Raw genomic sequence first — 23,860 nt, forward strand, 5'->3', positions numbered from 1 at the left:
TGATGAAAAATGCTGAGATTTCGGGAGACGCGCCGCTGTCGGCGCCTACCAGATGCCCTTGCTGACGCCGTTCCAGAGCCATGTCCAGATCGGCGGATTGTAGTACATTTTCGACGGACCCGACGGCTTGTAGGTTGCCGCCCGGCTGGCGAGCACGTCCTCGACAGCCTTGATGGCGATGTCCGTGCAGCTTGCAGTCAGCAGCAGCGGATAGGTCAGCATGGTGTCGGATTTCGAGGGCGTCACGCGCTTCTCATAAAGCGTTTCGCCGGTGTCGATACCGGCATCGACGAGATGCACCGTCGCGCCGAAATTGTTGGCATCGCCGGAGACCAGCGACCAGTAACCGCCCATCTGGCCCCGATAGGCTGGATTGATGCCGGCGTGAAAGTTGATGACCGGGCAGGGCAGGGCTGCCAGGGTCCTGGCGCTCAGAATGCGGCAGCTGACGGTAAAGATCACCGCCGGCGAGACGGTTCGGACAGCATCAAGGAAATCCGGGGTGTTGACCGAGGCGACGTGTATCACCGGTACATGCGGGTTCTGCTCGGCAGAGACGGCGAATTCCTTGAGAATCTCGGTCTGGCGTGCGGCGGCGAACTTCTTGCCGAGACGGGACACGATCATGGTGGCGAGCTGTCCGCCGGCGTTGATCCACCCGAGTTTCTTGGCCCGACGCTTCAGGAGGACCGACTTCGGTTCGGGCTGCTCCTCGATGACGGTCACATTCGGGAACCGTGCGGCAAGCGCGTTGATCATGATCTGCGGGTTCATGCCGCCCGCGGTCACGATGGCGATCGGCTGTTCGAACGACGCCTCGCTCATCCGGTCAGAAGATCGCCATGAAGATCGCCTTGGCGGCGAGCGCCACGGCCGTGGCGATGATCGTGGAGATGACGCCGATGATCGCGCCGGCAATGACGCCGACGCCGTCGCGTTCGGTCATCGCAAGCCCGATGATGGCGAGCGCCAGTGCCGGCAGCCAGTTGCCGAAGGGGATCGGCAGGAAGACAACGATGGCAAAGACCAGGGTGAATATGCCGAGCAGGCGCTCGGACCAGCGGGTTTCGAGAAACCAGAAGCGCGGCTTGATCCAGGTCTCGATCCAGCGCAGCCAGGGGACGACACGGCCGACGATGCGGACGAAGGTCTCCTTCTCCATCGTGTAGTCGGCGATGCGACGCGGCAGCCAGATCCGGGTCTGGTTGGACGAGAGGATCTGCCAGGCAACGAAGATCAGAGGCAGGCCGAGGAGCAGGGTGGCGCCCGGCGGCATGGGTACGAGGTTCGGCAGCGCAAAGACGACGAGGAAGGCGCCGAAGGAGCGGTCTTCCAAGGCGACGGCCAGATCGCGCAGGCTGATTTTCGGCCCGGCGTTCATGGCAATGTGCTGTAACAGATCGGAAAGGCTCGGCGGATGCTCTTCGGTCGTTGTCTTTGCCGTCATACCGGAAAACGATGCTGTACTGTCGGTCACTCGTCTTACGCCTTCTCGACCTTCTGGTGGGGCTTTCGTATTCTGAATTGTCTTACAGGCCGATTATTAAGCTATTAAGGCAGGAGGCCGGGCGCCAAAAAATCAGTCGCTTCGTGCTTCTTCGGCAACATGTAGGATGTCGGTGGCAAGATCGCCATAGCCGGTGAAGCGATATTCGTAGGTAAGGCCGAGAAAGTCTGCGGCCCTTCTCGCCTTCTCCTGAAGAGCGGTATCCTCGACCTGCGAAAGATAGATGAGCTTGGTGTAGTGGCCGAAATAGGCGTCGCGCAGTTCCGGGTGGCGGTCGAGGCCGAGCGGTTCGACGACGAAGGCCTCGAACTGGCGGGCGAGAAAGTCGGTCAGGAAGAAGGCCGAGAGATCGTCGTCCCACTTTTTGGCGAAGGCCTCGTTGCCGACGAAGAAGGAATAGCAATGCGGTCCGGCGAGACGGCCCACGCCCTCCTTTTCGCACAGCCTGTCTATGGCGCCGCCCGTGCCGCAATCGGCATAGGCAAGGAAAATCCGGTCGAAGCCTTCGCTTCGCGCCTCGGCGATCGCCTTTTCCAGGCCGGGAACGATTTTCTCCGGATGATTGTGCAGAATTGCCGGCAGACAGATGAGGTCGACATGTGACAATCCGTTGGCTTCGCAGACCGCCAGGATCTCCCGCGCCAATGCGCCGCAGGCAATTACACGTATCGATGGAACCGACATCGACTTTCTCCGTTTAACGTTATGAGGCACCATGATCGGGGCGGTCGCCGTCGGTCTGTTCTCAAGGCAACATAGGAGGCTAACATGTCGAAAGCTCAACGCATAATCATCGCCGGTGTCGCTGCTGCTGGCGTTCTGTCGCTTGCATCCTGCGCCAACACGATCCGCGGCGTCGGCCGGGATACGGCGAACGCCGTCAACGCCACGCAGGCGGCCGGCAACGACGTGGCCCGTTCGGCAAACTGATCAGACGCCGGTTCGCCGCTTCCTGAAAGCTGCGACCGGCCGTCAGATTTGGCTCGCTTTTCGTCTGGTTTCTCTGTCATATCTCGGTCGTTCACCGTGATTCAGGGAGATCAAATGCTCAGGCTCGGCCATTCAATCAAAGCTCTGCTTGTTTTCTTCGCCCTTGCGGCGGCGCTGTCCTCGTGCGGCAACACCATACGCGGCCTTGGCCGGGATACGGCCAACATGGTCGATGCGACAAAGGATGCAGGCGAGGACGTCGCGCATTCGATGTGACAGTCAAAGCTCTTCGGAATATGAAAAAGGCGCGGTCCGGGACCGCGCCTTTTTCATGATGATTGCCTGCCTTCAGGCCCGCGATGCCAGGGTGTTGTGCTTGCGGGCAATCAGGTCCTTGGCCGTTTCCACTGCGACGGCGGCATCGCGGCAATAGGCGTCGGCGCCGACGGCCTTGCCGAATTCCTCGTTCAGCGGCGCGCCGCCGACGAGGACGATATATTCATCGCGAATGCCCTTTTCCTGCATCGTGTCGATAACCACCTTCATGTAGGGCATGGTCGTCGTCAGCAGGGCGGACATGCCGAGAATGTCGGGCTTCTCCGTTTCCAGCGCTTCGAGATATTTCTCGACCGGATTGTTGATGCCGAGATCGACGACGTCGAAGCCGGCGCCTTCCATCATCATGCCGACGAGGTTCTTGCCGATGTCGTGGATGTCGCCCTTGACGGTGCCGATGACCATCTTGCCGAGTTTCGGTGCGCCGGTTTCGGCGAGCAGGGGCCGCAGGATGAACATGCCGGCCTTCATGGCGTTGGCCGACAGCAGCACTTCGGGAACGAAGAGGATGCCGTCGCGGAAGTCGATGCCGACGATTCGCATGCCTTCGACCAGCGCCTTGGTCAGGATGTCGTAAGGTGTCCAGCCGCGGTCGAGAAGGATGCGTGTCGCTTCCTCGATCTCTTCCTTCAGGCCGTCATAGAGATCGTCATGCATCTGCAGGACAAGATCGTCGTCCGACAGTTCCGAAAGAATGATTTCATCGTCAGACATGCATGCCTCCCATTGCGACAAAACCTATGGAAACCAGTGATTTCCATGACAGATGGCAGCAGTCTAAACGTGTTCGCGGAAAAACGCATTTCGAAAACGACGTGCGACTTGCAAAAATACGACGGAGCGTGAGGTCGTTTTCAGACGTCGAATGTCCGCCTTGCGGCAGTCCTTGGCGCATTGAGAAATGTTTCCTCTTTCAAAACGGATAGCATTGGTGAAAGAGAGGACGCGCCGATCGAGATTTTTCGGACGCTGGATTGAGGAAGCACCATGAACGATACACCGGTTGAACTGGAAGGCAGCTCGGAAGGCCGCGGACGGCGGTCGCGCAGCGAAGGACGCGGAGCAGCAGCACGGCGCGCATCGCGCTCCGGCGGCGGTCCGGGCGTTTCCCAGCCCTATATCCAGCGCAAGATCAAGGAGTACGAGGTCCTCGACGAGGAAGGTCTGGCACTCATCGAGAAGAATGCAGACACCGTTCTGGAGGAAACCGGCATCGAGTTCCGCGATGACGCCGAGGCGCTGGCGCTCTGGAAGGAAGCCGGGGCCGACGTCAGGGGCCAGCGTGTGCATTTCCCGAAGGGCCTTTGCCGGGAACTGCTGAAGACGGCACCGAGCACCTTCACGTGGAACGCCCGCAATCCGGAGCGCAACTGCCAGGTCGGCGGCAAGGCGACGATCTTCGCACCGGTCTACGGCCCGCCCTTCGTGCGCGATCTCGACGGCAACCGCCGCTATGCGACGATCGAGGATTTCCGCAATTTCGTGAAGCTCGCCTACATGGCGCCTTCCGTGCATTCCTCCGGCGGTACGGTCTGCGAGCCGGTCGACGTTCCGGTGAACAAGCGTCACCTGGACATGATCTACAGCCACATCAAATATTCCGACAAGCCGTTCATGGGTTCGGTGACCGCGCCAGAGCGCGCCGAAGACACGATCGCGATGGCAAAGATCGTGTTCGGCGACGACTATGTCGAGAACAATACCGTGACGCTGAACCTGATCAATGCGAACTCGCCGATGGTGTTCGACGAGACCATGGTCGGTGCGCTCAAGGTCTATGCCAGGCACAATCAAGCCTGCGTGCTTTCGCCGTTCATCCTGTCGGGCGCGATGAGCCCGGTCACGGTTGCCGGAACGCTGACGCAGATCCTTGCCGAAGTGCTCGCCGGTGCCTCGTTCACGCAGCTGATCCGCAAGGGCGCGCCGGTTCTGTTCGGCACGTTCGCGGCCTCGATCTCGATGCAGTCGGGTGCGCCGACCTTCGGCACGCCGGAACCGTCGCTCGTTTCTTACGGTGCAGCGCAGCTTGCCCGTCGTCTCGGTCTGCCGTTCCGTACCGGCGGCGGCCTTTGCGGCTCCAAGGTTCCGGATGCTCAAGCCGCTTATGAAAGCGCCAATACGCTGAACACGACGCTACTTGCCGGCACCAACTTCGTGCTGCACGCCGCGGGCTGGCTCGAAGGCGGCCTGGTCTCCTCCTATGAGAAGTTCATGATGGACCAGGACCAGCTCGGCATGCTGCAAAAGATGGCCGAAGGCGTCGACCTTTCGGAAAACGGCCAGGCAATGGACGCGATCCGAGAGGTCGGACCGGGCAGCCACTATCTTGGCTGCGACCATACCCGCGCCAATTTCCAGACGGCCTTCTATCGTTCGCCGCTGATGGACAACAACTCCTTCGAACAGTGGGAGCTGGAAGGCCAGAAGCGCATGGAAGAACGCGCCAACGCGCTCTGCCGCTCCTGGCTCGACAGCTACGAGGCGCCGTATCTCGATCCCGCGATCGACGAGGCGCTTATCGAGTTCGTGACGAAGAAGAAGGATTCGATGCCGGACGCCTTTACTTGAAAGGAGCCCGACGCCGCCAGGGAGCAAGGCGGCGCCGCGCTGGTTGCCGACTTCGTCCAGAAGGGCATATGGCAACCCTGGCGTAACGAGAGCGGAAAATGATGGGCGAAAAAAGCCTGATCGACAGCGTCCGTGCGGCCTTGCAGCCGCACGGCGTTTTCGTTCGGGGCACCGTCAATTTTGACGACGAGGAAACAGCGCCGCGCCTTGCCGACGGCGGTGCTGCCAGGTCCGTTATTCTGATCGGCAATATCGGTGGTTCGCTCTGGTCGCATTTCGACAGCTGGCGAAACACGCAGTTGGATTGTGGCGGCGGCGATCCGCTGGATGCATGGTCCAAGGAAGTGATTTCGCCGGTCGCCATCGCTCTCGGCGGTACTGCCTATTTCCCGTCGGACCCACCATGGCAGCCGTTCCAGCAATGGGCGAGGCAGGCCGAAGGGTTGAAGGCGTCGCCGCTCGGCATCCTCATCCATCCGCAGTATGGCCTCTGGCACGGCTATCGGGGTGCGATCGGCTTTGCGACGCATTTGCGGGAGTGGGACGGACCGGCGGGCGGCCATCCCTGTGACGACTGTGAAGGGAAGCCTTGCATATCGCGTTGTCCGGCCGGCGCGGTCTCTGCCTCGGGCTTTGCGGTCACCCCTTGCCGGCAGTGGCTCGCAACTGCCGAAGGGCAGGCTGGTTGCTTGGATGGCGGCTGTCTGGCGCGCGAGGCCTGTCCGGTCGGCAGCGACTATCGTTATCCCGAAGCGCAATTGCGTTTTCACATGCAGGCGCTGAAAATCTGAAACCGCTCCAGCCTTTGACGCAATTTATGACGATATAGTCACCAGACGATTCTCCTGGAGTGTGCTTATGGTCCGCCGTTTTCTGGCGCTTTCGATGCTGATGCTGTTCTGTTCAACCGGTCTGACCATGGCTGAAGGCGACGCCTGCCGGAGGATCGATCACATGGGGGCGGAGTATACCGTCTGCACCTACGAGCCGGCCAAGGCGGATATCCGCATCTTCAATGTCGACGAGAGCGGCGAGCCCTATGGTAGCTTCGCGGCGCTCGGCAAGGCGCTGTGGCGCGATCGCGAGGTCATGCGCTTTGCCGTCAATGGCGGCATGTATCACTACGACATGTCGCCGGTCGGCCTCTTCATCGAAAAGGGCGTCGAGCGTTCGGCGCTCAGCACCCGCGGCGGATGGGGCAATTTCCATCTGCTGCCGAACGGCGTCTTCTATGTCGGTGACGGCAAGGCGGGGGTGATGGAAACGCAGGCCTATGCGGGAAGCGGCCTGAAGCCGGATTACGCGACGCAATCCGGGCCAATGCTGGTGATCGACGGCAAGCTGCATCCCCGCTTCCTCGCCGACAGCGACAGTTTCAAGGTCCGAAATGGTGTCGGTGTTGATGGCGAGGGGCGGGTGGTGTTCGCCACCTCGGAAAATCCGGTTCGCTTCTATGATTTCGGGCTGCTCTACCGCGATGTGCTCGACTGCGACAATGCGCTGTTCCTCGACGGGACCATATCCAGCCAGTTCATTCCTGAGATGAAGCGGCAGGACACGCTGTTTCCGCTCGGCACGATCATCGCGGTTGTCGGGAGCCTGCCTTGAGCATCAGGTGTAGCCTTTGTGGGAAAATTCCCTTTAGTGTCGGTTAGTGGGTAAAATCGAATAACAGGGCGTGCGACAAAAATGGCGAAAGCCTCCTTGAAAGAAGTGTTCGACATATTTCTCCGCCACGTCACTTTGAAGGAGAAGCTTCAGATGCTCTTTATCGCTGTAGTGCCCATCCTCACCTACGACGGATATCTAAGCTATGCTGGCAAAAAGCCTGATGTCATGTTTTTGATTTTGTTCTTTGTCGGTGTCTGTCTGGCCGTTTTCATCATCTACCTATTTTATAGGGATGCCAAAAGAAGGATGCTTCTAGGCCAAATCAATAAGGACCAATCTGCTAACGGGCAGTGAAATAAGTCGTTGTAGGCTCGCATAAGTCGTCTCACACCTTCGGGAAGGCGTTCTCCAGACCGCCGGAGCGTGTCAGTCCCTTTCTGAACGCCTCATAGGCGGGATGCTGGCTGGAGCGCGCGAGTTCCATCAGGCGGATTTGCAGGCGCGATGGCGCGTTCGTTCCCAGCCATTCTCCGCATTTTTCCAGTTTCAGCGAGTTGAGGAAGGGGGCCTGCACGGCCTTGTTCAGATAGAAGTCCAGACCGTCGAGGAGGTTCTCGTCCTGCTGGAAATTTTCAAACAGCAGGTTGAGATAGGCGACATCATCCTCGCCGAGCGCCGACAGCTTTGCCGCGACCGTTTCACGATCGGGAAAGGGCAGGGATTTTCCGGGCATGTCGGCCTCTCATGTCATCTACGGGAATCAGTTCTTGCCAGGACAGGATACCCGACCCGCTGCGGCAACCAAACGCCGCGGGCTCATTCAAATGAACGGCTCTCGTCTTACCGGCCGGGCCGGGACGTCGATGTGGTCGGGTTCCAGGCCCGCCTTGGCGCGTTCGACCATCAGGCAATAGCCATCTTCGAGATGGCGCGTGAAGCGTTCCGTGTCGAAGAGCGCGGCGCGGCCACGGTTCGCCGAGAGCTTGCTCCTCAGGCTCAGTAATGCCTGCGGGTTTTCCGCAAGCGAGGTGCAGAGATCGACGTAACCGTCCGGGCTGTCGGCGACGAGCTCCGGCATGTCCAGCGCCCGCAGCAGGCTTTCCGAGACGCGGGAGGCGAAGTGCGATCCTTTCATGGTGACGACCGGAACGCCGGCCCAGAGCATGTCGGAGGTGGTGGTATGCCCGTTGCAGGGGAAGGGGTCGAGGTGCAGGTCGGCCGCCTGGGCGCGGGCAAGATGGCGCTCGTAGGGCTCCGGACCGGCAAACAGGATGCGGGCCGGGTCGACGCCGGCTTTTGCCATCGCGTTCCGCAGGTTTTCCTGCGCCAGCGGTTCCGTCACCATCGTCCAGAGAAGGCTGTCGCCGGTTTCTTTTAAGATACGGCTCCAGAGCGCGAAGGTCTCGGGGGAGATCTTCCAGGACGAGTTGAAGGATGAGAAAATGAAGCGGTCTTCCGGCAGGCCGAGTGCCTGCCGGTCTGCTGCCGACGGCCGTGGCCGATCGAGACTGTTGTTCGGCTGGTAGCTCTCCGGCAGGCGGCAGAGTTTCTCGTGATAGAAGGGCGCCGAACCTGCCGGCGTGACCACCGGGTCGCCGATCAGATAGTCGCAATCGATGGCGGAGCCCGAACCCGGGAAGCCGAGCCATGAAGCCTGGATCGGTGCTGCGCCGGCATTGAGGATGTCGATGCGCGCGCCCTTCGTGTGGCCCTTGAGGTCGACGAGGATGTCGATGCCGTGTTCGCGGATCAGCCGGCAGGCGTCCTCTGGCCCGAGATGGCCGACCGGCACGATGGTACCAAGGGAGTGGCGCAGGCCATCGTCCTTGGCGACCAGATCGGGCGGCGTGTGGCAGAAGAGCGTGATGTCGAAGCGGTTGCGGTCATGCCGGCGCAGGACGCCCGATAAAAGCATCATCGTCGCATGGGCGCTGAAAAAATCGTTGGAGAGATAGCCGACCCGGATCCTGTCGCCAAAGCGGTGCGGAAAGGCGCGTCTGGCCGCGCGGCTTTCCGCGGTGAAAGGGGCGGGGCCATGCGCATCGCGAACGCGGACGTTGATCGCCTCGTCGGCGCACCAACAGACGTGAAAGTGCGGCGTGTCGACGGCATTGGCGGCCTGATCGCCGCTCCGGAGGCGATCGAGCAACAGCCGGTTGCTTTCGGCCATCTCGTCGAAGGCGAGGGCGACACGCAGGCATTTGCGGTGCACTTCGAGGGCTGGACCGTTGTTCGGCGCGAAGGCCACCGCCTGCCGGGCGGCCGCGAGCGCCGGCTTCAGATGGCCGGCACCGCGAAAGAGGTTGGCGGCCAGCACGAAGAGTGCGGCGCCCTTCGCACCGAGCGGCAGGGCGGCGCGGATATACCATTGTGCCGCCTTCACGCCGGCATCCTGCTTGGCGAAGGCCTGGGCGATCACGAGGCAGAGCTGACTGTCGGGACTGACCTCGCCTTCCGCCCGCGGGGCGATTTCAGCGGTGATCCGTGTCAGGTCGCCGGCGCGGTAGGCGGTCAGCGCTTCTTCCAGAATAGAACTCATGTGGCCGGCGGTCCGTCGATCGCGGGAACGTCGATATGATCCGGCGCAAGGCCCGACCGGGCGCGCTCGACCATCATCCGATAGGCGCTCTCCAGATGGCGGGTGAAGCGCAACGTGTCGAAGAGCGGTGCGCGGGTCCGGTTTGTCGTCAGCCTTCGACGAAGTTCGGCCAGACGTTCGGGATTTCGATAGAGCGCCACACAGAGGTCGACGAAACCGTCATCGTCCTCGGCGACGAGATCGCCAGCAAGGTCTACGGCAGACAGAAGACTTTCGGAGACGCGCGCGGCAAAGTGCGATCCCTTGCGTGTTGCCACCGGCAGCCCGGCCCAGAGCGCGTCGGACGTCGTCGTATGACCGTTATAGGGAAAGGTGTCGAGGCAAAGGTCTGCAGCCTGCAGTCGTGCGAGATGGTCCCCGTAGGCTGCCCAGCCGGCGAAGACGATCCGGTTTGGCGCGATGCCCGCCCTTCCGGCCGCGTCAAGGACATTCTGTCGGACGAACGGGTCCTCGACCTTCAACCACAGGAGACTGTCGCCGGTCGCCCGCAGGATCCGCATCCAGAGGTCGAACGTTTCGGGGGTGATCTTCCGCTGTTCGCTGAAGGAGGCAAAGACGAAGCGGTCCGCCGGCAGTCCGAGTGTCGACCGGTCGGCGGCGGCTGGCAGGGGACGGTAACGGCTGTCGTTCGGCTGGTAGCAGTCGGGCAGACGGCACAGCTTCTCGTGATAATGCGGCTTCGACGTCTCGGGCGTGACGATCCTGTCGGAGATGACATAGTCGCAGTCGATGCCGGTGCCGGAGCCCGGAAAGCCGAGCCATGCGACCTGGATCGGCGCCAGACCCGAATTGACGAGGCCGAGGCGCGCATCCTTGGTGTGTCCCTTCAGGTCCACCAGGATGTCGACTTCTTCCGCGCGGATCAGCCCGGCGGCGTCCTCATCGGTCAGATGGCCCACCGGCACGATCCGGCCGTAGGTCGCCCTCAGTCCGCTGTCACGTGCGACGAGCGCATCCGGCGTATGGCAGAAGAGCGTAATGTCGAATTCGGTCCGGTCATGCGCGGCCAGCACGCCCTGCATGAGGATCATGGTTGCATGCGCGCTGGAAAAGTCGTTGGAAAGGTAACCTATCCGGATCCGGTCGCCCCAGCGATGCGGCCGGGTATGGCGGGCCGCACGGACGGCGGGATCGAACGGGTCTCCGTCCATCCGCGTGATCCGGGCATTGATCGCCTCGGCGGCGCACCAGGAAATATGGTCGAGCGGCTTTTCCAGAGCCAGCGCCGGCGGATCGCCGGCCTTCATCCGACGAAGGAGATCGGCATTGCTGGCCGCGCATTCCTCGAACAGCAGATATTCGCGCAGGCACTTCCTGTAGATGTCCCACGTCTTCGGATCGGACGGGGTCAGTCGCATGGCGCCGCGTGCGGCCTCGATCGCCAGCGATGGCTTGCGGCAGCGGGCATAGAGGTCTGCTGCGAGGGTCAGCAGCTGCGCGCCTTTCTCCCCCATCGGACCCGCCGCGCGGCAGTACCAGTCGGCGGCTTCGGCCTTCAGGTCCTGCTTGATGAAGGATTGCGCCAGGACGAGCGACAGCTGCGGCTCAGGCTTCGTGAGGCCGATGGCGTCCGGTGCGATCTCGCCGGTGACGCGGGCGAAATCGCCTGCCTTGTAGAAGACCAGCGCTTGATGCAAGAGAGCCGACATTCCGGCGAATCCTTTCCGTTTGAGCGCGATGATAGCATTCAAGCTGGCTCAGGGCTTTTGTCCCTTCCGAGTTGACAGGACCGGCGCCACGGGAAAGGCTTCGGCGATCGGGCTGTCAATGAGTCGACGCCATGCTGGACAAGAGATCGAAGGGCCGGGGATGTCGCTGCTGACCATTTGCATGCCGAGCAAGAGGAATCTTGAGGGGAGCCGTCCGTCGATCGACAGCGCCCATGCGTTTTGCAAGGCACGGGGCGCCGTGGCGGTCGTTGCCGACAATTCCGGCGATCCGGAAAAGGCGGCCTATCTGGCCACCCTGGCGCCCTTCGTCATTCGGGTGGAATCGAGCGCTCCGGATGCCACCGCCAACTTCACATTCGCCATCGGCCAGGCGACGACACCGTTCGTGCTGCCGATGGGCGACGACGATTTTCTCTACGCGCTCGATACCGCCGAACCTTACAATCTGGCAGAGCTTCCGGCCGACTGCATCGGCGTTCGACCGATGACGGAGGTGTTCATTCCCGGCAAGGGCACGATCCGGCGCAAGGAATATGCGATCAACGCCAGCAAGCCGGGCGCACGCATCCACGAATATCTGGGGGTTGCCGGCGGCGACAATTCCGCCTTCTACAGCATCTTCCGGCGCGAGCCGTATCTGCGGCTCTTCCAGCTCTTCGACAGCAGCCATCCGACGCGGGGCGGCTATTGCGACTGGTCGCAGGTCGAGGCGATGTTTTCCTCGGGCAAGATGGCCTACGACCCGTCGATCCTGTTCCGCTACAATTTCCACCAGTGGAGCACGCCGGACCTGGTCAAGGAGGCGGAGAAGAAGCTCTTCGTCGATGCCGGACTCGGCGAAAACTACAAACAATATCTGGGGCTGCTTCGCTATCTCGACACCTTCATCCTGGTGGCCAGGGCGTCATCGCCGCTCGGACCGCAGCTGGCGCTGGAAACCGCAAAGGAGACGGTGACCGGCTATCTGCGCGGTTATGCAAAGCAGGTTGCGGAACATCCGGAGAGCTACGATCCCGAAGTCCGCTATCTTTGCGAATTGGCGATGAAATCTTCTGACGAGATGGAAATCTTCCAGTTCGCCCTGCTGATGGTCGAGCGCCTGAGGCCGGGGCTCAAGGACGGCTATATCCACTTCTTCCGCCAGGCGATGGTGCGCTAGATGAGCAGGCGCACGGTCATCGCGCTCTGCGGCTTCCTCGGTCTCCTGACGGTCGGTGACGCCGCGCTCGCCGGGCCTGCGGATTTCGAAACGCCGCAGCCGGTGGTGATTTCCGGCTACAGCGGCCAGGCGATGCAGCCGTTCATCTCGCGCGACGGCAAATATCTGTTCTTCAACGACCGCAACCGGCCGGGCGACGGGACGGACATCTATTTCGCCACCAAGGTCGACGACACGCATTTCACTTTCGTCGGAGCCCTGAAAGGCCTGAATTCAACGGCAGTCGATGATTCCGCGTCGATGGACAAGGACGGCAACATCTACTTCATCTCGCCGCGCGACTATCAGCGCTCAGAGGATACGCTCTGGCAGGGCAAGTTCGCCGACGAGGCCGTGACCGATGTGGCGCATGTCCGGGGCGACGCGCAGAAGCGGCAGCCGCAATGGATCAACATAGACGACGAGATCAGTGCCGACGGCAAGACCCTCTATTTCACCGAAAATCATCTGGGGCTGATCGACCGCAAGCTCGAGAGTTCCGATATCCTGCTCGCCGATCGGCAGGGTGACGGCAGTTTCAAGCGCCCCAAGCGGGTCGATGACCTGTTCAAGAACATCAATACTGGCCGGTTTGAATATGCGCCGAGTACGTCGGCGGACGAGCTAACGCTCTATTTCACCCGCGCCGACCGCAAGGCGCGGGAGACCGGAATCGGCCAGGAATTCGCGATCTATGTCGCCACCCGCTCGTCGACGTCCGATCGCTTCGGCAAGCCGGAGCGTATCGCGGCGATCGAAGGCTATGTCGAAGCACCGAGCGTCGCGCCGGATGGCTGCGCGCTCTACTTCCACAAGCAGGTCGCGGGTGTGTTCCGGATCTTCCGGGCGAAAGCCGCCGACTGCAAGTCGTCAGAGTGAGCCGGCGGATATTGGTCGGGTCTCAGCCGCGACGGCGCTTGCGTTCACGCGACGGCGCGCTGTCATCGGCCGTCTTGTTGCGCAGCGGGCCGATCTTCTCGACGATGGTGTCGATTGTCGGGCGCGGGCCGGGCGTATGGGCGTCGAGCGCCTGGCGCATGGCGGCGAGGTGGTTGCAGGTGGTGCCGCAGCAGCCGCCGATGATCTTGGCGCCGGCATCGACGGCCAGATGAGCGTATTCAGCCATCAGCGGCGGCGTGCCGGAATAGTGGATTTCGGTGCCGCGGAATTCCGGGATGCCGCAATTGCCCTTGACGACGACGACCGCATTCGGATCGGCCTCCGTCATGTCGAGAAGGCTCGCGAGAATGTCCGATGCGCCGACGCCGCAATTGGCCCCGACCGCCGTCGGGCCGTCGCCGATATCGGCTGCAACGCCGTGGATGTCGCGTGGCGCAAGGCCCATCATCGTCTTGCCGGCCGTATCGAAGGAGCCGGTGTAGACGTATGGCATGCCCGTCTTTACGGCGGCCTCCGCCGCAGCGCGAATTTCTTCGGGAGACGACATGGTCTCGATCCAGAGGATGTCGACGCCACCTTCCTTGAGGCCCGCCATCTGTTCTGCAAACGAGGTGACGGCTTCATCGAAGGTCAGAGCACCAAGCGGCTGCAGGAGTTCGCCGGTCGGTCCGACGGAACCGGCAACGATGACCTTGCGCGGCGCCTTGCTGGCGACGGCACGGGCAATTTCCGCAGCCTTCCTGTTCAGTTCGTGGACGCGGTCCTGTGCGTGATGCAGCTTCAGCCGCTGACGCGTGCCGCCGAAGGAATTGGTGAGAATGATATCGGCGCCGGCGTCGACGAAGTCCTGGTGCAGCTTGGTGATCTTTTCCGGCTGCGCCTCGTTCCACAGTTCGGGCGCTTCCCCCGATTCCAGGCCCATGGCGAACAGGCTGGTGCCGGTGGCGCCGTCGGCGAGCAGAATGCCCTTTTCGGCGAGAAGGTCCTGAAGCGGGTTGGGTGCGGTCATGATCTGTCCTCGAATATCGTTTGAAAGAGGATATAAAGATTTCTTTATATGATTGCAACGGTGGATGCGCGCGCGGCTGTCGCATTTGCGACCCGGTGCCGGTGTGGCTCAAGCATCATGCGACGCCACGGTGCTTGGCGCATGGCCGAAGACCCGCGAAAAGGCGCGGGAGAAGCCTGCCGCGCTTGAAAATCCGACCTTGCCGGCTGCAACCTTCACCGTATGTCCTTCGACCAGAGCCACACGCCCGAGCGTCAATCGCCATTGGGTGAGATAGGCCAGCGGCGGTTGTCCGACGGTTTGGGTGAAGGTCCGGATGAAGCGGCTTCGGCTCATTCCGGCAATCTCCGATAGGCTGCCGATCGTCCATGGATGTCCGGGATCATCATGCATGGCGACAAGGCAGGGGTTAAGATCCTTATGCGCAAGCCCGGCCATCAAGCCGGCATTGACCGTGCCATTGGCGATCGCCCGCCGGATCGCGTGCACGACGACAATCTCGCTGAGGCGCGTTTCGATGAAGCCGCCGCCACACCTCGATACGGTGAGTTCGGACATCAGCATGCGCGACAGGACATCGAGTTCCGGCTCGTCGGCCAGATCGAAAGCGATTTCGGGCGGGAGGGCACCGACCAGCGGGTTTTGACTGCCGCCAAAGCTGAGACTTGCCGCTGCCAGAACCGTCATGCCGTCGCACCGTCCACCGGCGCGGGGGCGGTAGATGAGGCGTGTCGGCCGATCTCCGCCATCGGCGCCGAGGACCAGAAGGTTTGCCGAATCGGGATGAGGGCAGGGATGGGCCTCGAGCGGGAAGGCGCGCAGGAACGCGAACAGGCGGTCATGCTTTCTTTGTGCTTTGGAATTTTCAGTCATGAGATTCCCGAAATGTGGTTCCGCACGTTCGTTATCATGCTCCGCAGACAAAATGGAAAGGGTTGGGACATGACATCGTCCTCGCATGCAAAGTTTGATGAGGGCCGGGCAGGTGAGTACGCGCAGCAGGCGCGCATTGCCCTTGCCGGCTATGATGCCTGCCACGAGCTTTGCGCGTGCATCCTTTCCGCCGCGCTCGACGGTCGGCGTGACGCGTCCATCCTCGTCGTCGGCGCCGGCGGGACGGCGGGCGAGATCATCACGACGGCCACGCTCGAGCAGAGCTGGACGTTCGTTGCGGTCGATCCATCGGAGCCGATGCTTAATCTCGCCAGGTCGCGGATCGAGGCGGACGGGCTTGAGGGACGGGTGCGGTTCGTCAACGGCGATCTGGCGACCTTGCCGCGCGAGCCGGCCTTTGACGGGGCCCTGATGATCGGTGTCCTGCATCATATCGCCGTCGACATGGAAAAGGCGGCGCTGTTGCGCGAGACGGGGGCGCGGCTCAAAGCCGGCGGATCGCTGATCCTCGCGGGCAACTATCGTCCGTACGCTTCGGAGCCCCTGCTTGGCGCAGCCTGGGGTCGGCGATGGCAGCTGTTTGGGGCCGCAGGGGAGGAGGCGGACGCCAAGCTTGCCACCATCATGTCCGGCGCGGTCCCACCGCGATCCGAGCAGCATGTTGCGGATTTGCTGGATGCCGCCGGCTTCGACGCACCGCTCAAATTCTTCTCAAGTCTCTTCTGGGGGGCGTGGCACGCGCGGCGACGATAGCCGCACCGCAATCGCGACGGTGCGTCGACTTGCGGGGTTTCGGATCCGGTCTCGGCCGATCTGACCGGCACGCCTTTATGCGACTGCCATGATCGCGGGTGATAACGGTTGCGGCATAGGCTCCCATGCTGGGCGTTTGGCGGAGTTTGCCCTTGCGGGAGTGGGGGCAGGGCCGCTAAACCACGCGGCAGCCATACCCTTTCGGCCCCATGCGACCTTAGCGTCGCCCCATTGACGAACTGAAAGCAGTCTGATGACCCGGCATCTCTCACTTTCCCGCGACCGCATTTCCGTCCTTCTGCTCGAAGGCATCAGCCAGAGCGCCGTCGATTATTTCCGCTCCTCCGGCTACACCAATCTGACGCATCTGCCGAAGGCGCTGGACGACAGCGAGCTGAAGGAACTGATTTCCGAGGCGCACATGATCGGCATCCGATCGCGCACCCAGCTGACCGAAGAGGTCTATCATGCCGCCAAGAAGCTGATCGCCGTCGGCTGTTTCTCGGTCGGGACGAACCAGGTTGACCTCGAAGCCGCCCGCAAACGCGGCATTCCGGTGTTCAACGCGCCCTATTCGAACACCCGCTCGGTGGCGGAACTGGTGATCGGCGAGATCATCATGCTCGCCCGGCGCATCTATTCGCGCTCCGTCTCTGCCCATGACGGCGGCTGGGACAAGTCCGCGGTCGGCAGCCATGAGGTGCGAGGCAAGACGCTCGGTATCGTCGGCTACGGGAACATCGGATCGCAGCTCAGCGTTCTCGCCGAAAGCATGGGCATGAACGTGCGCTACTTCGACCTTTCCGACAAGCTGCGCCACGGCAACACGGAATCGATGGCTTCGCTCGGCGAGCTCATGGAAATCTCCGACTTCGTGACGATGCACGTGCCGGAAACGCCTTCGACGCAGAACATGATCGGCGAAGCGGAACTGCGTCGGATGAAGAAGGGCGGCATCTTCATCAACAATTCGCGCGGCACGGTGGTCGACCTCGACGCGCTGGCAAGGGTGCTGAAGGACGGACATCTGGCCGGTGCCGCCGTCGACGTCTTCCCGAAGGAGCCGGCGTCAAACAAGGAGCGGTTCGTCACCCCGTTGCAGGGGCTGGAGAATGTCATTCTCACCCCGCATATCGGCGGCTCGACGGAAGAGGCGCAGGAACGCATCGGCGGCGAGGTGTCGCGCAAGCTGGTGGAATATTCAGACGTTGGCTCGACGCTCGGCGCGGTCAATTTCCCGCAGGTGCAGCTGGCGCCGCATCCGAACGGCACGCGCTTCATTCACGTGCACCAGAACCGGCCGGGCATGCTCAACAGCCTCAACACCATCTTCTCGTCGCGCGGCGTCAACATCTCCGGCGAGTTCCTGCAGACTCATGGCGATACCGGCTATGTGGTGATCGAGGCCGATGATGTCGGTAGCCAGGCGGACGAGATCCTCGATGCGCTGCGCGAGATCCCCGGCACCATCCGCACGCGCCTGCTGTACTGAGGAGCCGATGGAAGGCGGCCCTGCCTTTCAGCGGGCCGCCTGTGTTTCATGGTGATTATGCCCGACCGGGGTCACCATGGCGCTGATGATGGCGGAGAGATCGGTGGTGCCGATGGTATTGCCGCTTTCGTCTTGGATATGGGTGGAGAAGGCGCCGGCCTCGGTCATCTGCCGGGCGGCGTCCTCGAGCACGGTGCGGCTGTCGAGCGGGATGCCCAGCGGCTCATCCGCCGGCGGCGACATGATGGTCTTCAGCTGAATGACCCGGCCACGGTTTACCTCCTTGACGAAGGAGGCGATGTAGTCGTCGGCCGGAGACAGGACGATCTCCTGGCCGCTGCCTTGCTGGACGATTTCGCCATCCCTCAACACCGCCACCTTGTCGCCGAGCCGCAGCGCTTCGTCGAGGTCATGGGTGATGAACACGACGGTCTTGTTGAGTTCGGCCTGCAGTTCGAGGAGCACGCCCTGCATGTCGACCCGGATCAGCGGGTCGAGCGCCGAGAAGGCCTCGTCCATCAGCAGGATGTCGGCGTCATTTGCAAGTGCCCGGGCCAGGCCGACACGCTGCTGCATGCCGCCCGAAAGCTGGTTGGGGTAGTGGTTCTCATAGCCGCCAAGGCCGACACGATCGATCCAGTGGCGGCCTCTTCTGCGCCGTTCGGCGGCGGGGACGCCCTGTATTTCGAGGCCGTAGACCGTGTTTTCGATGACCGTGCGATGCGGCAGAAGGGCAAATTTCTGGAACACCATGGCCGTCTTGTGCCGGCGGAAATCGCGCAGCTCACGTTCGTTCATCGTGCAGATGTCGCGGCCTTCGTAGAACACTTCGCCTGCCATCGGGTCGATCAGCCGGTTGATGTGGCGGATCAGCGTCGATTTGCCGGAGCCCGACAGTCCCATGACGACAGTGATCTTGCCGGCCGGCATGGTGATGCTGATGTCTTTGAGGCCGAGCACGTGGTCGTGCTTCTCGTTCAGGTCGGCCTTGCTGAGGCCGCGCCTGACGTCATCGATATAGCGGGCGCCGTTAGGGCCGAAAATCTTGAAGAGATTGCGGATGTCGATGTCCTGACTAGCCATGGACGACCTCGGAATGCTTCTGCAGGCGTTTGCCATAGGCCTGGCTGGCGCGGTCGAAGATGATGGCGATGGCGACGAGGGCGAAGCCGTTCAGGAAACCGACGGTGAAATACTGGTTGGTGATCGCCTGCAACACGTTGCGGCCGAGACCACCGACGCCGATCATCGAGGCGATGACGACCATGGCGAGCGACATCATGATGGTCTGATTGATGCCGGCCATGATGGTGGGCAGGGCCAGCGGGATCTGCACGTTCATCAGCTTCTGGCGGGCCGACGAGCCGAAGGCGTTTGCCGCTTCCAGCACTTCCTTGTCGACGAGGCGGATGCCGAGATTGGTGAGCCTGATGATCGGCGGGATGGCGTAGATGACGACCGCGATGAGGCCCGGAACCTTGCCGATGCCGAAGATCATCACGACCGGGATCAGATAGACGAAGCTCGGCATGGTCTGCATGACGTCGAGAATGGGCGTGGCGACGGCCTGGAAGCGATCGGAGCGCGCCATCAGAATGCCGATCGGGATGCCGACGACGATGGAGAGCAGGGTGCAGACGGTGACCATGGCCAGCGTGATCATCGTGTCTTCCCAAAGGCCGACGGCGCCGATCGCCAGCATGGAGAGTGCCGTTCCGAGGGTGATCTTCCAGCTGCGTGAGGCGATGAAGACGATTGCCAGGACAACGGCGATGATGACGACCCAGGGCGTGTCAACCAGCAGCTTCTGGAACCAGTTGAGAAACCACTGCAGCGGCTGCACGGCATTGTCGATGGCATCGCCATACTGGCGCACCAGCGCCTTGAAGCCGGTGTCGATGCTGCGCTTGACCGTGCGCATGGTACTGCCGTCGATTTCGGGGAAATTGCAGAACAGGTCCGGCAACAAGGTGCATTGAATTGCCAATGTCGTGCCCTCTTGTCTTCTTCATTGCCAACGGGCCGGAGACGCGTCTCCGGCCCGTTGGATTGTGTGACTGTCGGTCTTCAGGGCCTCACAGGGCTGCCTTGACCTTTTCGGCGACATCCGGCTCGACCCAGGCCTTCCAGACATCCGGATAGGTTTCCAGGAAGTAGTAGGCGGTGTCCTCGTTGGATGCCTGCTTGTCGGCCTGCCATGCCAGCACCTTGTTGACCGTCTCGTTGGCCCACTTTCGCTTCTTCATGTACTCCATCGCAACGCCTGCCTTGTCGGCAAAGTTCTTGGTGACGAGCGTGTAGACGTCGGAGACCGGATAGGTGTTGGGCTGCGGATCGGCGCAATCGACGACGGTGATGCAGCTGTCCCAGGCCTGCTTGTCGAAATCGACGTCGAAGCTCAGGCGGACCATGTCGTACTTGCCGAGGATGGCGGTCGGCGCCCAGTAGTAGCCGAACCACGGCTTCTGGTTTTCGAACGCATTGGCGATCGAACCGTCGAGGCCGGCGGCGGAGCCGGTATCGACCAGGTCGAAGCCGTGTTCCTCGCCCTTGAAGGCCTTGAAGAGGTTGACATTGTTGATCTGGCAGCCCCAGCCCGACGGACAGTTGAAGACGGCGCCGCGCGACGGGTCTTCGGGGGCGGGGAAGAGTTCCGGGTGATTGAGCGCGTCCTTGACCGTCTTGATGTCCGGATGGGCGTCGGCAAAGTATTTCGGTACCCACCAGCCTTCGACGCCGCCGTCCGACAGGATCTGCGACAGCTGGATCAGCCTGCCTTCCTTGGCGGCCTCGGCGAGCGGGATGCGCACGGAGTTCACCCACATTTCCGGGGCCACGTCCGGCTCGGCCTTTTCGTTCATGGATGTGAATGTCGGGATGGTGTCGCCCGTCACCAGCGTGACGTTGCAACCATAGCCCTTGTCGAGGATGATCTTGTCGATATTGGCGGCGACGCCCGCCGACGCCCAGTTCATTTCGGCAATCGAGACATCGCCGCATTCGGCTGCCTTCGCCGTTCCTGACATGGCGCATGCCGCGCCGGCGAATGCTGCGGCGGTGATGATCGTCTTCATCGTCATGTGGGGCCTCCAACCTCCTGCAGCTCGTCCTTATCGGTCATGGCGGCCACTGCAAGCCAACCGACCCTTGGGGCAATCTTCCGTCTGCCTGTCGCGTCCGAAAGACCCGCGAAGGCTACGAACGGTGGCGAAAACGGCGCCGGAAATGGTCGCGCGCTCGTTCCCCTGGCGCAATTTCCGGCCTGCTCGACATTAAGGGTAGGTCATGTCGGCAATAAATCAACCGCGATGGCCGGCGTTAACTCGCCACCGAGCGTGGCAGGCGGCAGCCGGTCTTTCGGTAAAAAATAATATATGTTTGAAAACATGTACTTATGTCGATTTTTCCGCGAATTGGGACTTTAAATTGTCATATGGGGTTTTTGGCAATTCGCCGCTAACTCTCCGGTAACGAACTGCCGATATAACTCCATTTCAGCGGCTCAAACCGCTCCAAGTCTCCGGATCGGGTATTGCGTACCGGAGATTGAACGGCTTTAGTTTGAAGTACGTGCCGTCACTGTTGCCGAAGAGCCGCGCGTCTCCTCTGGAGATTGCGCGGCCTTGGCGTTTCAGGGCTGGCGATGTCGCTCCTCCCTTCATCTTTTCCGCATTGGGCAATTGCAATTGCCCGCGATCGCATTATCCCTTTCAGCCTTTGACGGAGGGATGAAGCGACCATGGCGAAAGCAATCATGCTGCAGGGGACGGGATCGGACGTCGGCAAGACGGTCCTTGTCGCGGGCCTCTGCCGGATTGCCGCCAACCGGGGCCTAAAGGTCCGTCCCTTCAAGCCGCAGAACATGTCCAACAATGCCGCCGTTTCCGATGACGGCGGCGAAATCGGCCGGGCGCAATGGCTGCAGGCAATGGCGGCGCGCGTGCCGTCTTCCGTCCACATGAACCCGGTGCTCTTGAAGCCGCAGTCGGACGTCGGCAGCCAGATCATCCTGCAGGGCCGGGTGTTCGGCCAGGCGAAAGGACGCGATTACCAGCGGCTGAAACCGCAATTGCTGGACGCGGTTCTGGAGAGTTTTCGTATCACCGGCGAGGGGGCGGACCTCGTCATCGTGGAAGGGGCGGGGTCGCCGGCGGAAATCAATCTGAGGGCCGGCGATATCGCCAATATGGGCTTTGCCACGCGGGCGAAGGTGCCGGTGGTGCTGGTCGGCGATATCGATCGCGGCGGGGTGATCGCCTCGCTCGTCGGTTCGCATGCCATTCTGCCGGAGGAAGACCGGGCAATGATCGCCGGCTACATCATCAACAAGTTTCGCGGCGACGTGTCACTGTTTGGTGACGGCATTACCGCGATCGAGGAATTTACAGGCTGGCCGTGCTTCGGCGTGGTGCCGTGGCTGAAGTCGGCGGCGCGCCTGCCGGCGGAGGATTCCGTCGTGCTGGAGCGGCTGGCGCGACGCGGGACGGGGGCGCTGAAGGTTGCCGTGCCGGTTCTCTCGCGCATTGCCAACTTCGACGATCTCGATCCGCTGGCGGCGGAAGACGATGTCGAGCTGGTCTTCGTCAGGCCGGGCGAACGCATTCCGGCCGACGCGGCGCTGGTCGTCATTCCCGGGTCCAAGTCAACGATCGGTGACCTTGGCGATTTCCGGGCGCAGGGCTGGGATGGCGACATCGTCCGGCACCATCGGCGCGGCGGGCGGGTGATCGGCATTTGCGGCGGCTACCAGATGCTTGGGCGCGTGGTGCACGATCCGGACGGGATCGAGGGGGATGTGCGCGCGGCGCCGGGCCTCGGCCTTCTCGACGTCGAGACGGTGATGGCGCCGGAAAAGACGGTGCGCAACGCTTCGGCCTGGTCGACCGAATATGATGCGTCACTGGCCGGTTACGAAATCCATCTCGGCGAAACCCGTGGCGCGGACTGCGCGCGGGCGCCGGTGACCATCGACGGCCGGCCGGACGGGGCACTATCGGCAGACGGCAAGGTGATGGGCACCTATCTGCACGGGCTCTTTTCCAGCGATACCTACCGCGCCGGCCTGTTGTCCAGCTTCGGGCTTTCGGGCGAACGCACGAACTACGCGGCGAGCGTCGATGCGGCGCTAGACGAGGTGGCGGCGGAGCTGGAGGCGGTCCTGGACAAGGACTGGCTTGATGGGGTGATGGCAGGCGGGTGACGTCGCCAAAAATATCCCCTCACCAACAAAATCTATGACTTAGCTGAAGCTAAGATCATGATTTTGTATCCTCTCCCGCAAGGGGAGAGGCGAAGCGTCGAGATCGCCGCGGGCTCCCATCTCCCCCTCGGCGGGGGAGAATGGAATTTCAACATCTTAGCGCCAGCTAAGTGTTAGAAATTCCAAGAGAGGGGGGCGTTTGCAAATTGCGATGTCCTTACCCACCAGCCCTCAACTTCCGGAAATGAAAGATCCGCCCGATCGTGTTCAGCAGCACCTGCGCGGCGAGGATCGCAGTGGTGCCGGTGTGGTCGTAGTCGGGTGCGACCTCGACGAGGTCTATGCCGACGACGTTGCCGCGTTCGGCGAGGCCGGCGATGATGTCGAGAACCTCGTAATAGAGGAAGCCGCCGTGGCTTGGCGTGCCGGTGCCCGGCGCGATCGATGGATCGAAACCGTCGATGTCGATCGTCAGATAGTAGTTCACGCCTTCCGGAATGCGGGCAAGCAGCGCCTCGGTGCCGAGCCTGCGGGCGCCGCGAACGGTGATGATGTCCGATCCCATTGAGATCGCGGTTTCATAGCCTTCCTTCGCGGTCGAGGAGACATTGCGGATGCCGATCTGCGAGAGGCCGGTGACGTAATCCTTCTCGGCCGCGCGGCGCATCGGGTTGCCGTGACCGTTGCGCACGCCGTGCCGTTCGTCGACGAAGTCGAGATGGGCGTCGATCTGCACGAGATGGATCGGGCCCTGATCGGAAAAGGCATTGATGCAGGGGATGTTGATCGAATGGTCGCCGCCCAGCACGACCGGCAGCGCGCCGGCCGCAAGGATGGCCCGCACACCCTTTTCGATATTGGCGTGGCTCATTTCGGTGTTGGTGTGGATGATGTCGGCATCGCCGATGTCGACGATCGTCACGTCGTCGAGATAGGTAACGCCGTCGTCATGGTCATAGGCGCCGGCATGGCCGAAGGAAAACAGTGTCGAGGCCTCGCGGATCGCCCGCGGTCCGAAACGCGCGCCGGCCCGCCATTGCGTGCCGAAATCGAAGGGCGCGCCCATGACGGCGACATCGGCGGCAATCTTCGACCAGTCCGGTTCGTATGGACGTTTGCCGAAGGTGGAAATGCCGACGAAGGGCAGGTTCAACCGTCCGGAGTCGTAGCTGTTTTTCGTCATGCGCAATCCT

Annotated in this window: 24 protein-coding genes; 11 read left to right on the top strand and 13 right to left on the bottom strand. The window is 62.0% G+C overall.

All coding sequences use genetic code 11. The features are described 5' to 3' along the window. Nucleotides 1-45 precede the first annotated feature (45 nt). The 3 genes from NN662_RS08190 to NN662_RS08200 form a co-directional block, all read right to left on the bottom strand. Nucleotides 46-825: a formyl transferase gene (locus NN662_RS08190; protein WP_261929793.1), complete on the bottom strand. Its 780-nt coding sequence runs from the start codon at nt 823-825 to the stop codon at nt 46-48. Between the two features lie 4 nt (nt 826-829). Continuing rightward, a complete protein-coding gene (locus tag NN662_RS08195) occupies nt 830-1,477 on the bottom strand; it encodes an exopolysaccharide biosynthesis protein (RefSeq protein ID WP_261929794.1) in 648 nt (215 codons plus the stop codon). Nucleotides 1,478-1,579: 102 nt separating this feature from the next. After that, entirely contained in the window at nt 1,580-2,191 is a 612-nt protein-coding gene (locus tag NN662_RS08200) for a DUF1638 domain-containing protein (RefSeq protein WP_261929795.1), read from the bottom strand. An 84-nt stretch (nt 2,192-2,275) separates the two neighbouring features. On the opposite strand from NN662_RS08200, the gene NN662_RS08205 reads away from it, so the two are divergent. Both NN662_RS08205 and NN662_RS08210 read left to right on the top strand, forming a co-directional pair. Further along, nucleotides 2,276-2,437 (top strand): entericidin, encoded by a 162-nt coding sequence (locus NN662_RS08205; RefSeq protein WP_261929796.1) that lies wholly within the window; start codon nt 2,276-2,278, stop codon nt 2,435-2,437. 114 nt (nt 2,438-2,551) lie between these two features. After that, nucleotides 2,552-2,713, top strand: a complete 162-nt coding sequence (locus tag NN662_RS08210) for an entericidin (protein WP_261929797.1) — start codon at nt 2,552-2,554, stop codon at nt 2,711-2,713. 72 nt (nt 2,714-2,785) lie between these two features. On the opposite strand, the gene NN662_RS08215 is transcribed toward NN662_RS08210, so the two are convergent. Then, on the bottom strand, nt 2,786-3,487 hold the full coding sequence (locus tag NN662_RS08215; protein ID WP_261929798.1) for a corrinoid protein: 702 nt from the start codon (nt 3,485-3,487) through the stop codon (nt 2,786-2,788). Nucleotides 3,488-3,760: 273 nt separating this feature from the next. Here NN662_RS08215 and NN662_RS08220 point away from each other — a divergent pair, with 273 nt between their 5' ends. The 4 genes from NN662_RS08220 (at nt 3,761) to NN662_RS08235 (ending at nt 7,306) form a co-directional block, all read left to right on the top strand. Further along, nucleotides 3,761-5,341 carry a trimethylamine methyltransferase family protein gene (locus tag NN662_RS08220; protein WP_261929799.1) on the top strand — a complete coding sequence of 527 codons (1,581 nt, stop codon included), beginning with the start codon at nt 3,761-3,763 and terminating at the stop codon, nt 5,339-5,341. A gap of 98 nt (nt 5,342-5,439) precedes the next feature. Beyond that, the gene (locus tag NN662_RS08225; protein WP_261929800.1) at nt 5,440-6,132 is read left to right on the top strand and encodes a ferredoxin; all 693 of its coding nucleotides are present in this window, start codon (nt 5,440-5,442) and stop codon (nt 6,130-6,132) included. 67 nt (nt 6,133-6,199) lie between these two features. Further along, on the top strand, nt 6,200-6,949 hold the full coding sequence (locus NN662_RS08230) for a phosphodiester glycosidase family protein (protein WP_410010916.1): 750 nt from the start codon (nt 6,200-6,202) through the stop codon (nt 6,947-6,949). 81 nt (nt 6,950-7,030) lie between these two features. Next, the gene (locus NN662_RS08235; protein WP_261929801.1) at nt 7,031-7,306 is read left to right on the top strand and encodes a hypothetical protein; all 276 of its coding nucleotides are present in this window, start codon (nt 7,031-7,033) and stop codon (nt 7,304-7,306) included. A 31-nt stretch (nt 7,307-7,337) separates the two neighbouring features. Here the strand turns inward: NN662_RS08235 and NN662_RS08240 are convergent, their stop codons facing one another. The 3 genes from NN662_RS08240 to NN662_RS08250 all read right to left on the bottom strand — a co-directional run bounded on the left by NN662_RS08240 (nt 7,338) and on the right by NN662_RS08250 (nt 11,200). Next, nucleotides 7,338-7,685 carry a hypothetical protein gene (locus NN662_RS08240; protein ID WP_261929802.1) on the bottom strand — a complete coding sequence of 116 codons (348 nt, stop codon included), beginning with the start codon at nt 7,683-7,685 and terminating at the stop codon, nt 7,338-7,340. A gap of 87 nt (nt 7,686-7,772) precedes the next feature. Beyond that, nucleotides 7,773-9,491 carry a glycosyl transferase gene (locus tag NN662_RS08245; protein WP_261929803.1) on the bottom strand — a complete coding sequence of 573 codons (1,719 nt, stop codon included), beginning with the start codon at nt 9,489-9,491 and terminating at the stop codon, nt 7,773-7,775. Next, nucleotides 9,488-11,200 (bottom strand): hypothetical protein, encoded by a 1,713-nt coding sequence (locus tag NN662_RS08250; RefSeq protein WP_261929804.1) that lies wholly within the window; start codon nt 11,198-11,200, stop codon nt 9,488-9,490. The genes NN662_RS08245 and NN662_RS08250 overlap by 4 nt, the downstream gene beginning before the upstream one ends. A 181-nt stretch (nt 11,201-11,381) precedes the next feature. On the opposite strand from NN662_RS08250, the gene NN662_RS08255 reads away from it, so the two are divergent. Both NN662_RS08255 and NN662_RS08260 read left to right on the top strand, forming a co-directional pair. Then, entirely contained in the window at nt 11,382-12,380 is a 999-nt protein-coding gene (locus NN662_RS08255; RefSeq protein WP_261929805.1) for a hypothetical protein, read from the top strand. Then, nucleotides 12,381-13,298, top strand: coding sequence for a TolB family protein (locus tag NN662_RS08260; RefSeq protein ID WP_261929806.1), 918 nt, complete (start codon nt 12,381-12,383; stop codon nt 13,296-13,298). A 22-nt stretch (nt 13,299-13,320) separates the two neighbouring features. Here the strand turns inward: NN662_RS08260 and bmt are convergent, their stop codons facing one another. Further along, nucleotides 13,321-14,328: a betaine--homocysteine S-methyltransferase gene (gene bmt / locus NN662_RS08265; RefSeq protein WP_261929807.1), complete on the bottom strand. Its 1,008-nt coding sequence runs from the start codon at nt 14,326-14,328 to the stop codon at nt 13,321-13,323. A gap of 108 nt (nt 14,329-14,436) precedes the next feature. Further along, on the bottom strand, nt 14,437-15,201 hold the full coding sequence (locus tag NN662_RS08270) for an AraC family transcriptional regulator (RefSeq protein ID WP_261929808.1): 765 nt from the start codon (nt 15,199-15,201) through the stop codon (nt 14,437-14,439). Between the two features lie 69 nt (nt 15,202-15,270). Here NN662_RS08270 and NN662_RS08275 point away from each other — a divergent pair, with 69 nt between their 5' ends. Beyond that, nucleotides 15,271-15,975 carry a class I SAM-dependent methyltransferase gene (locus tag NN662_RS08275; RefSeq protein ID WP_261929809.1) on the top strand — a complete coding sequence of 235 codons (705 nt, stop codon included), beginning with the start codon at nt 15,271-15,273 and terminating at the stop codon, nt 15,973-15,975. A gap of 253 nt (nt 15,976-16,228) precedes the next feature. Continuing rightward, nucleotides 16,229-17,467, top strand: coding sequence for a phosphoglycerate dehydrogenase (serA, locus tag NN662_RS08280; RefSeq protein ID WP_261929810.1), 1,239 nt, complete (start codon nt 16,229-16,231; stop codon nt 17,465-17,467). A 27-nt stretch (nt 17,468-17,494) separates the two neighbouring features. Here the strand turns inward: serA and NN662_RS08285 are convergent, their stop codons facing one another. The 3 genes from NN662_RS08285 to NN662_RS08295 form a co-directional block, all read right to left on the bottom strand. Next, nucleotides 17,495-18,550, bottom strand: a complete 1,056-nt coding sequence (locus NN662_RS08285) for a glycine betaine/L-proline ABC transporter ATP-binding protein (RefSeq protein WP_261929811.1) — start codon at nt 18,548-18,550, stop codon at nt 17,495-17,497. Continuing rightward, nucleotides 18,543-19,388 carry an ABC transporter permease gene (locus tag NN662_RS08290; protein ID WP_410010971.1) on the bottom strand — a complete coding sequence of 282 codons (846 nt, stop codon included), beginning with the start codon at nt 19,386-19,388 and terminating at the stop codon, nt 18,543-18,545. The genes NN662_RS08285 and NN662_RS08290 overlap by 8 nt, the downstream gene beginning before the upstream one ends. 154 nt (nt 19,389-19,542) lie before the next feature. Then, nucleotides 19,543-20,541: an ABC transporter substrate-binding protein gene (locus NN662_RS08295; protein ID WP_261931908.1), complete on the bottom strand. Its 999-nt coding sequence runs from the start codon at nt 20,539-20,541 to the stop codon at nt 19,543-19,545. A 665-nt stretch (nt 20,542-21,206) separates the two neighbouring features. On the opposite strand from NN662_RS08295, the gene NN662_RS08300 reads away from it, so the two are divergent. Next, on the top strand, nt 21,207-22,667 hold the full coding sequence (locus NN662_RS08300; protein ID WP_261929813.1) for a cobyric acid synthase: 1,461 nt from the start codon (nt 21,207-21,209) through the stop codon (nt 22,665-22,667). 217 nt (nt 22,668-22,884) lie between these two features. Here NN662_RS08300 and speB read toward each other — a convergent pair whose 3' ends face one another. Beyond that, complete coding sequence (speB, locus tag NN662_RS08305; protein WP_261929814.1) at nt 22,885-23,850, bottom strand: agmatinase; 966 nt, start codon at nt 23,848-23,850, stop codon at nt 22,885-22,887. Nucleotides 23,851-23,860: the final 10 nt, after the last annotated feature.

The sequence above is a fragment of the Rhizobium sp. NRK18 genome, assembly GCF_024385575.1.
Taxonomy (GTDB): Bacteria; Pseudomonadota; Alphaproteobacteria; order Rhizobiales; family Rhizobiaceae; genus JANFMV01.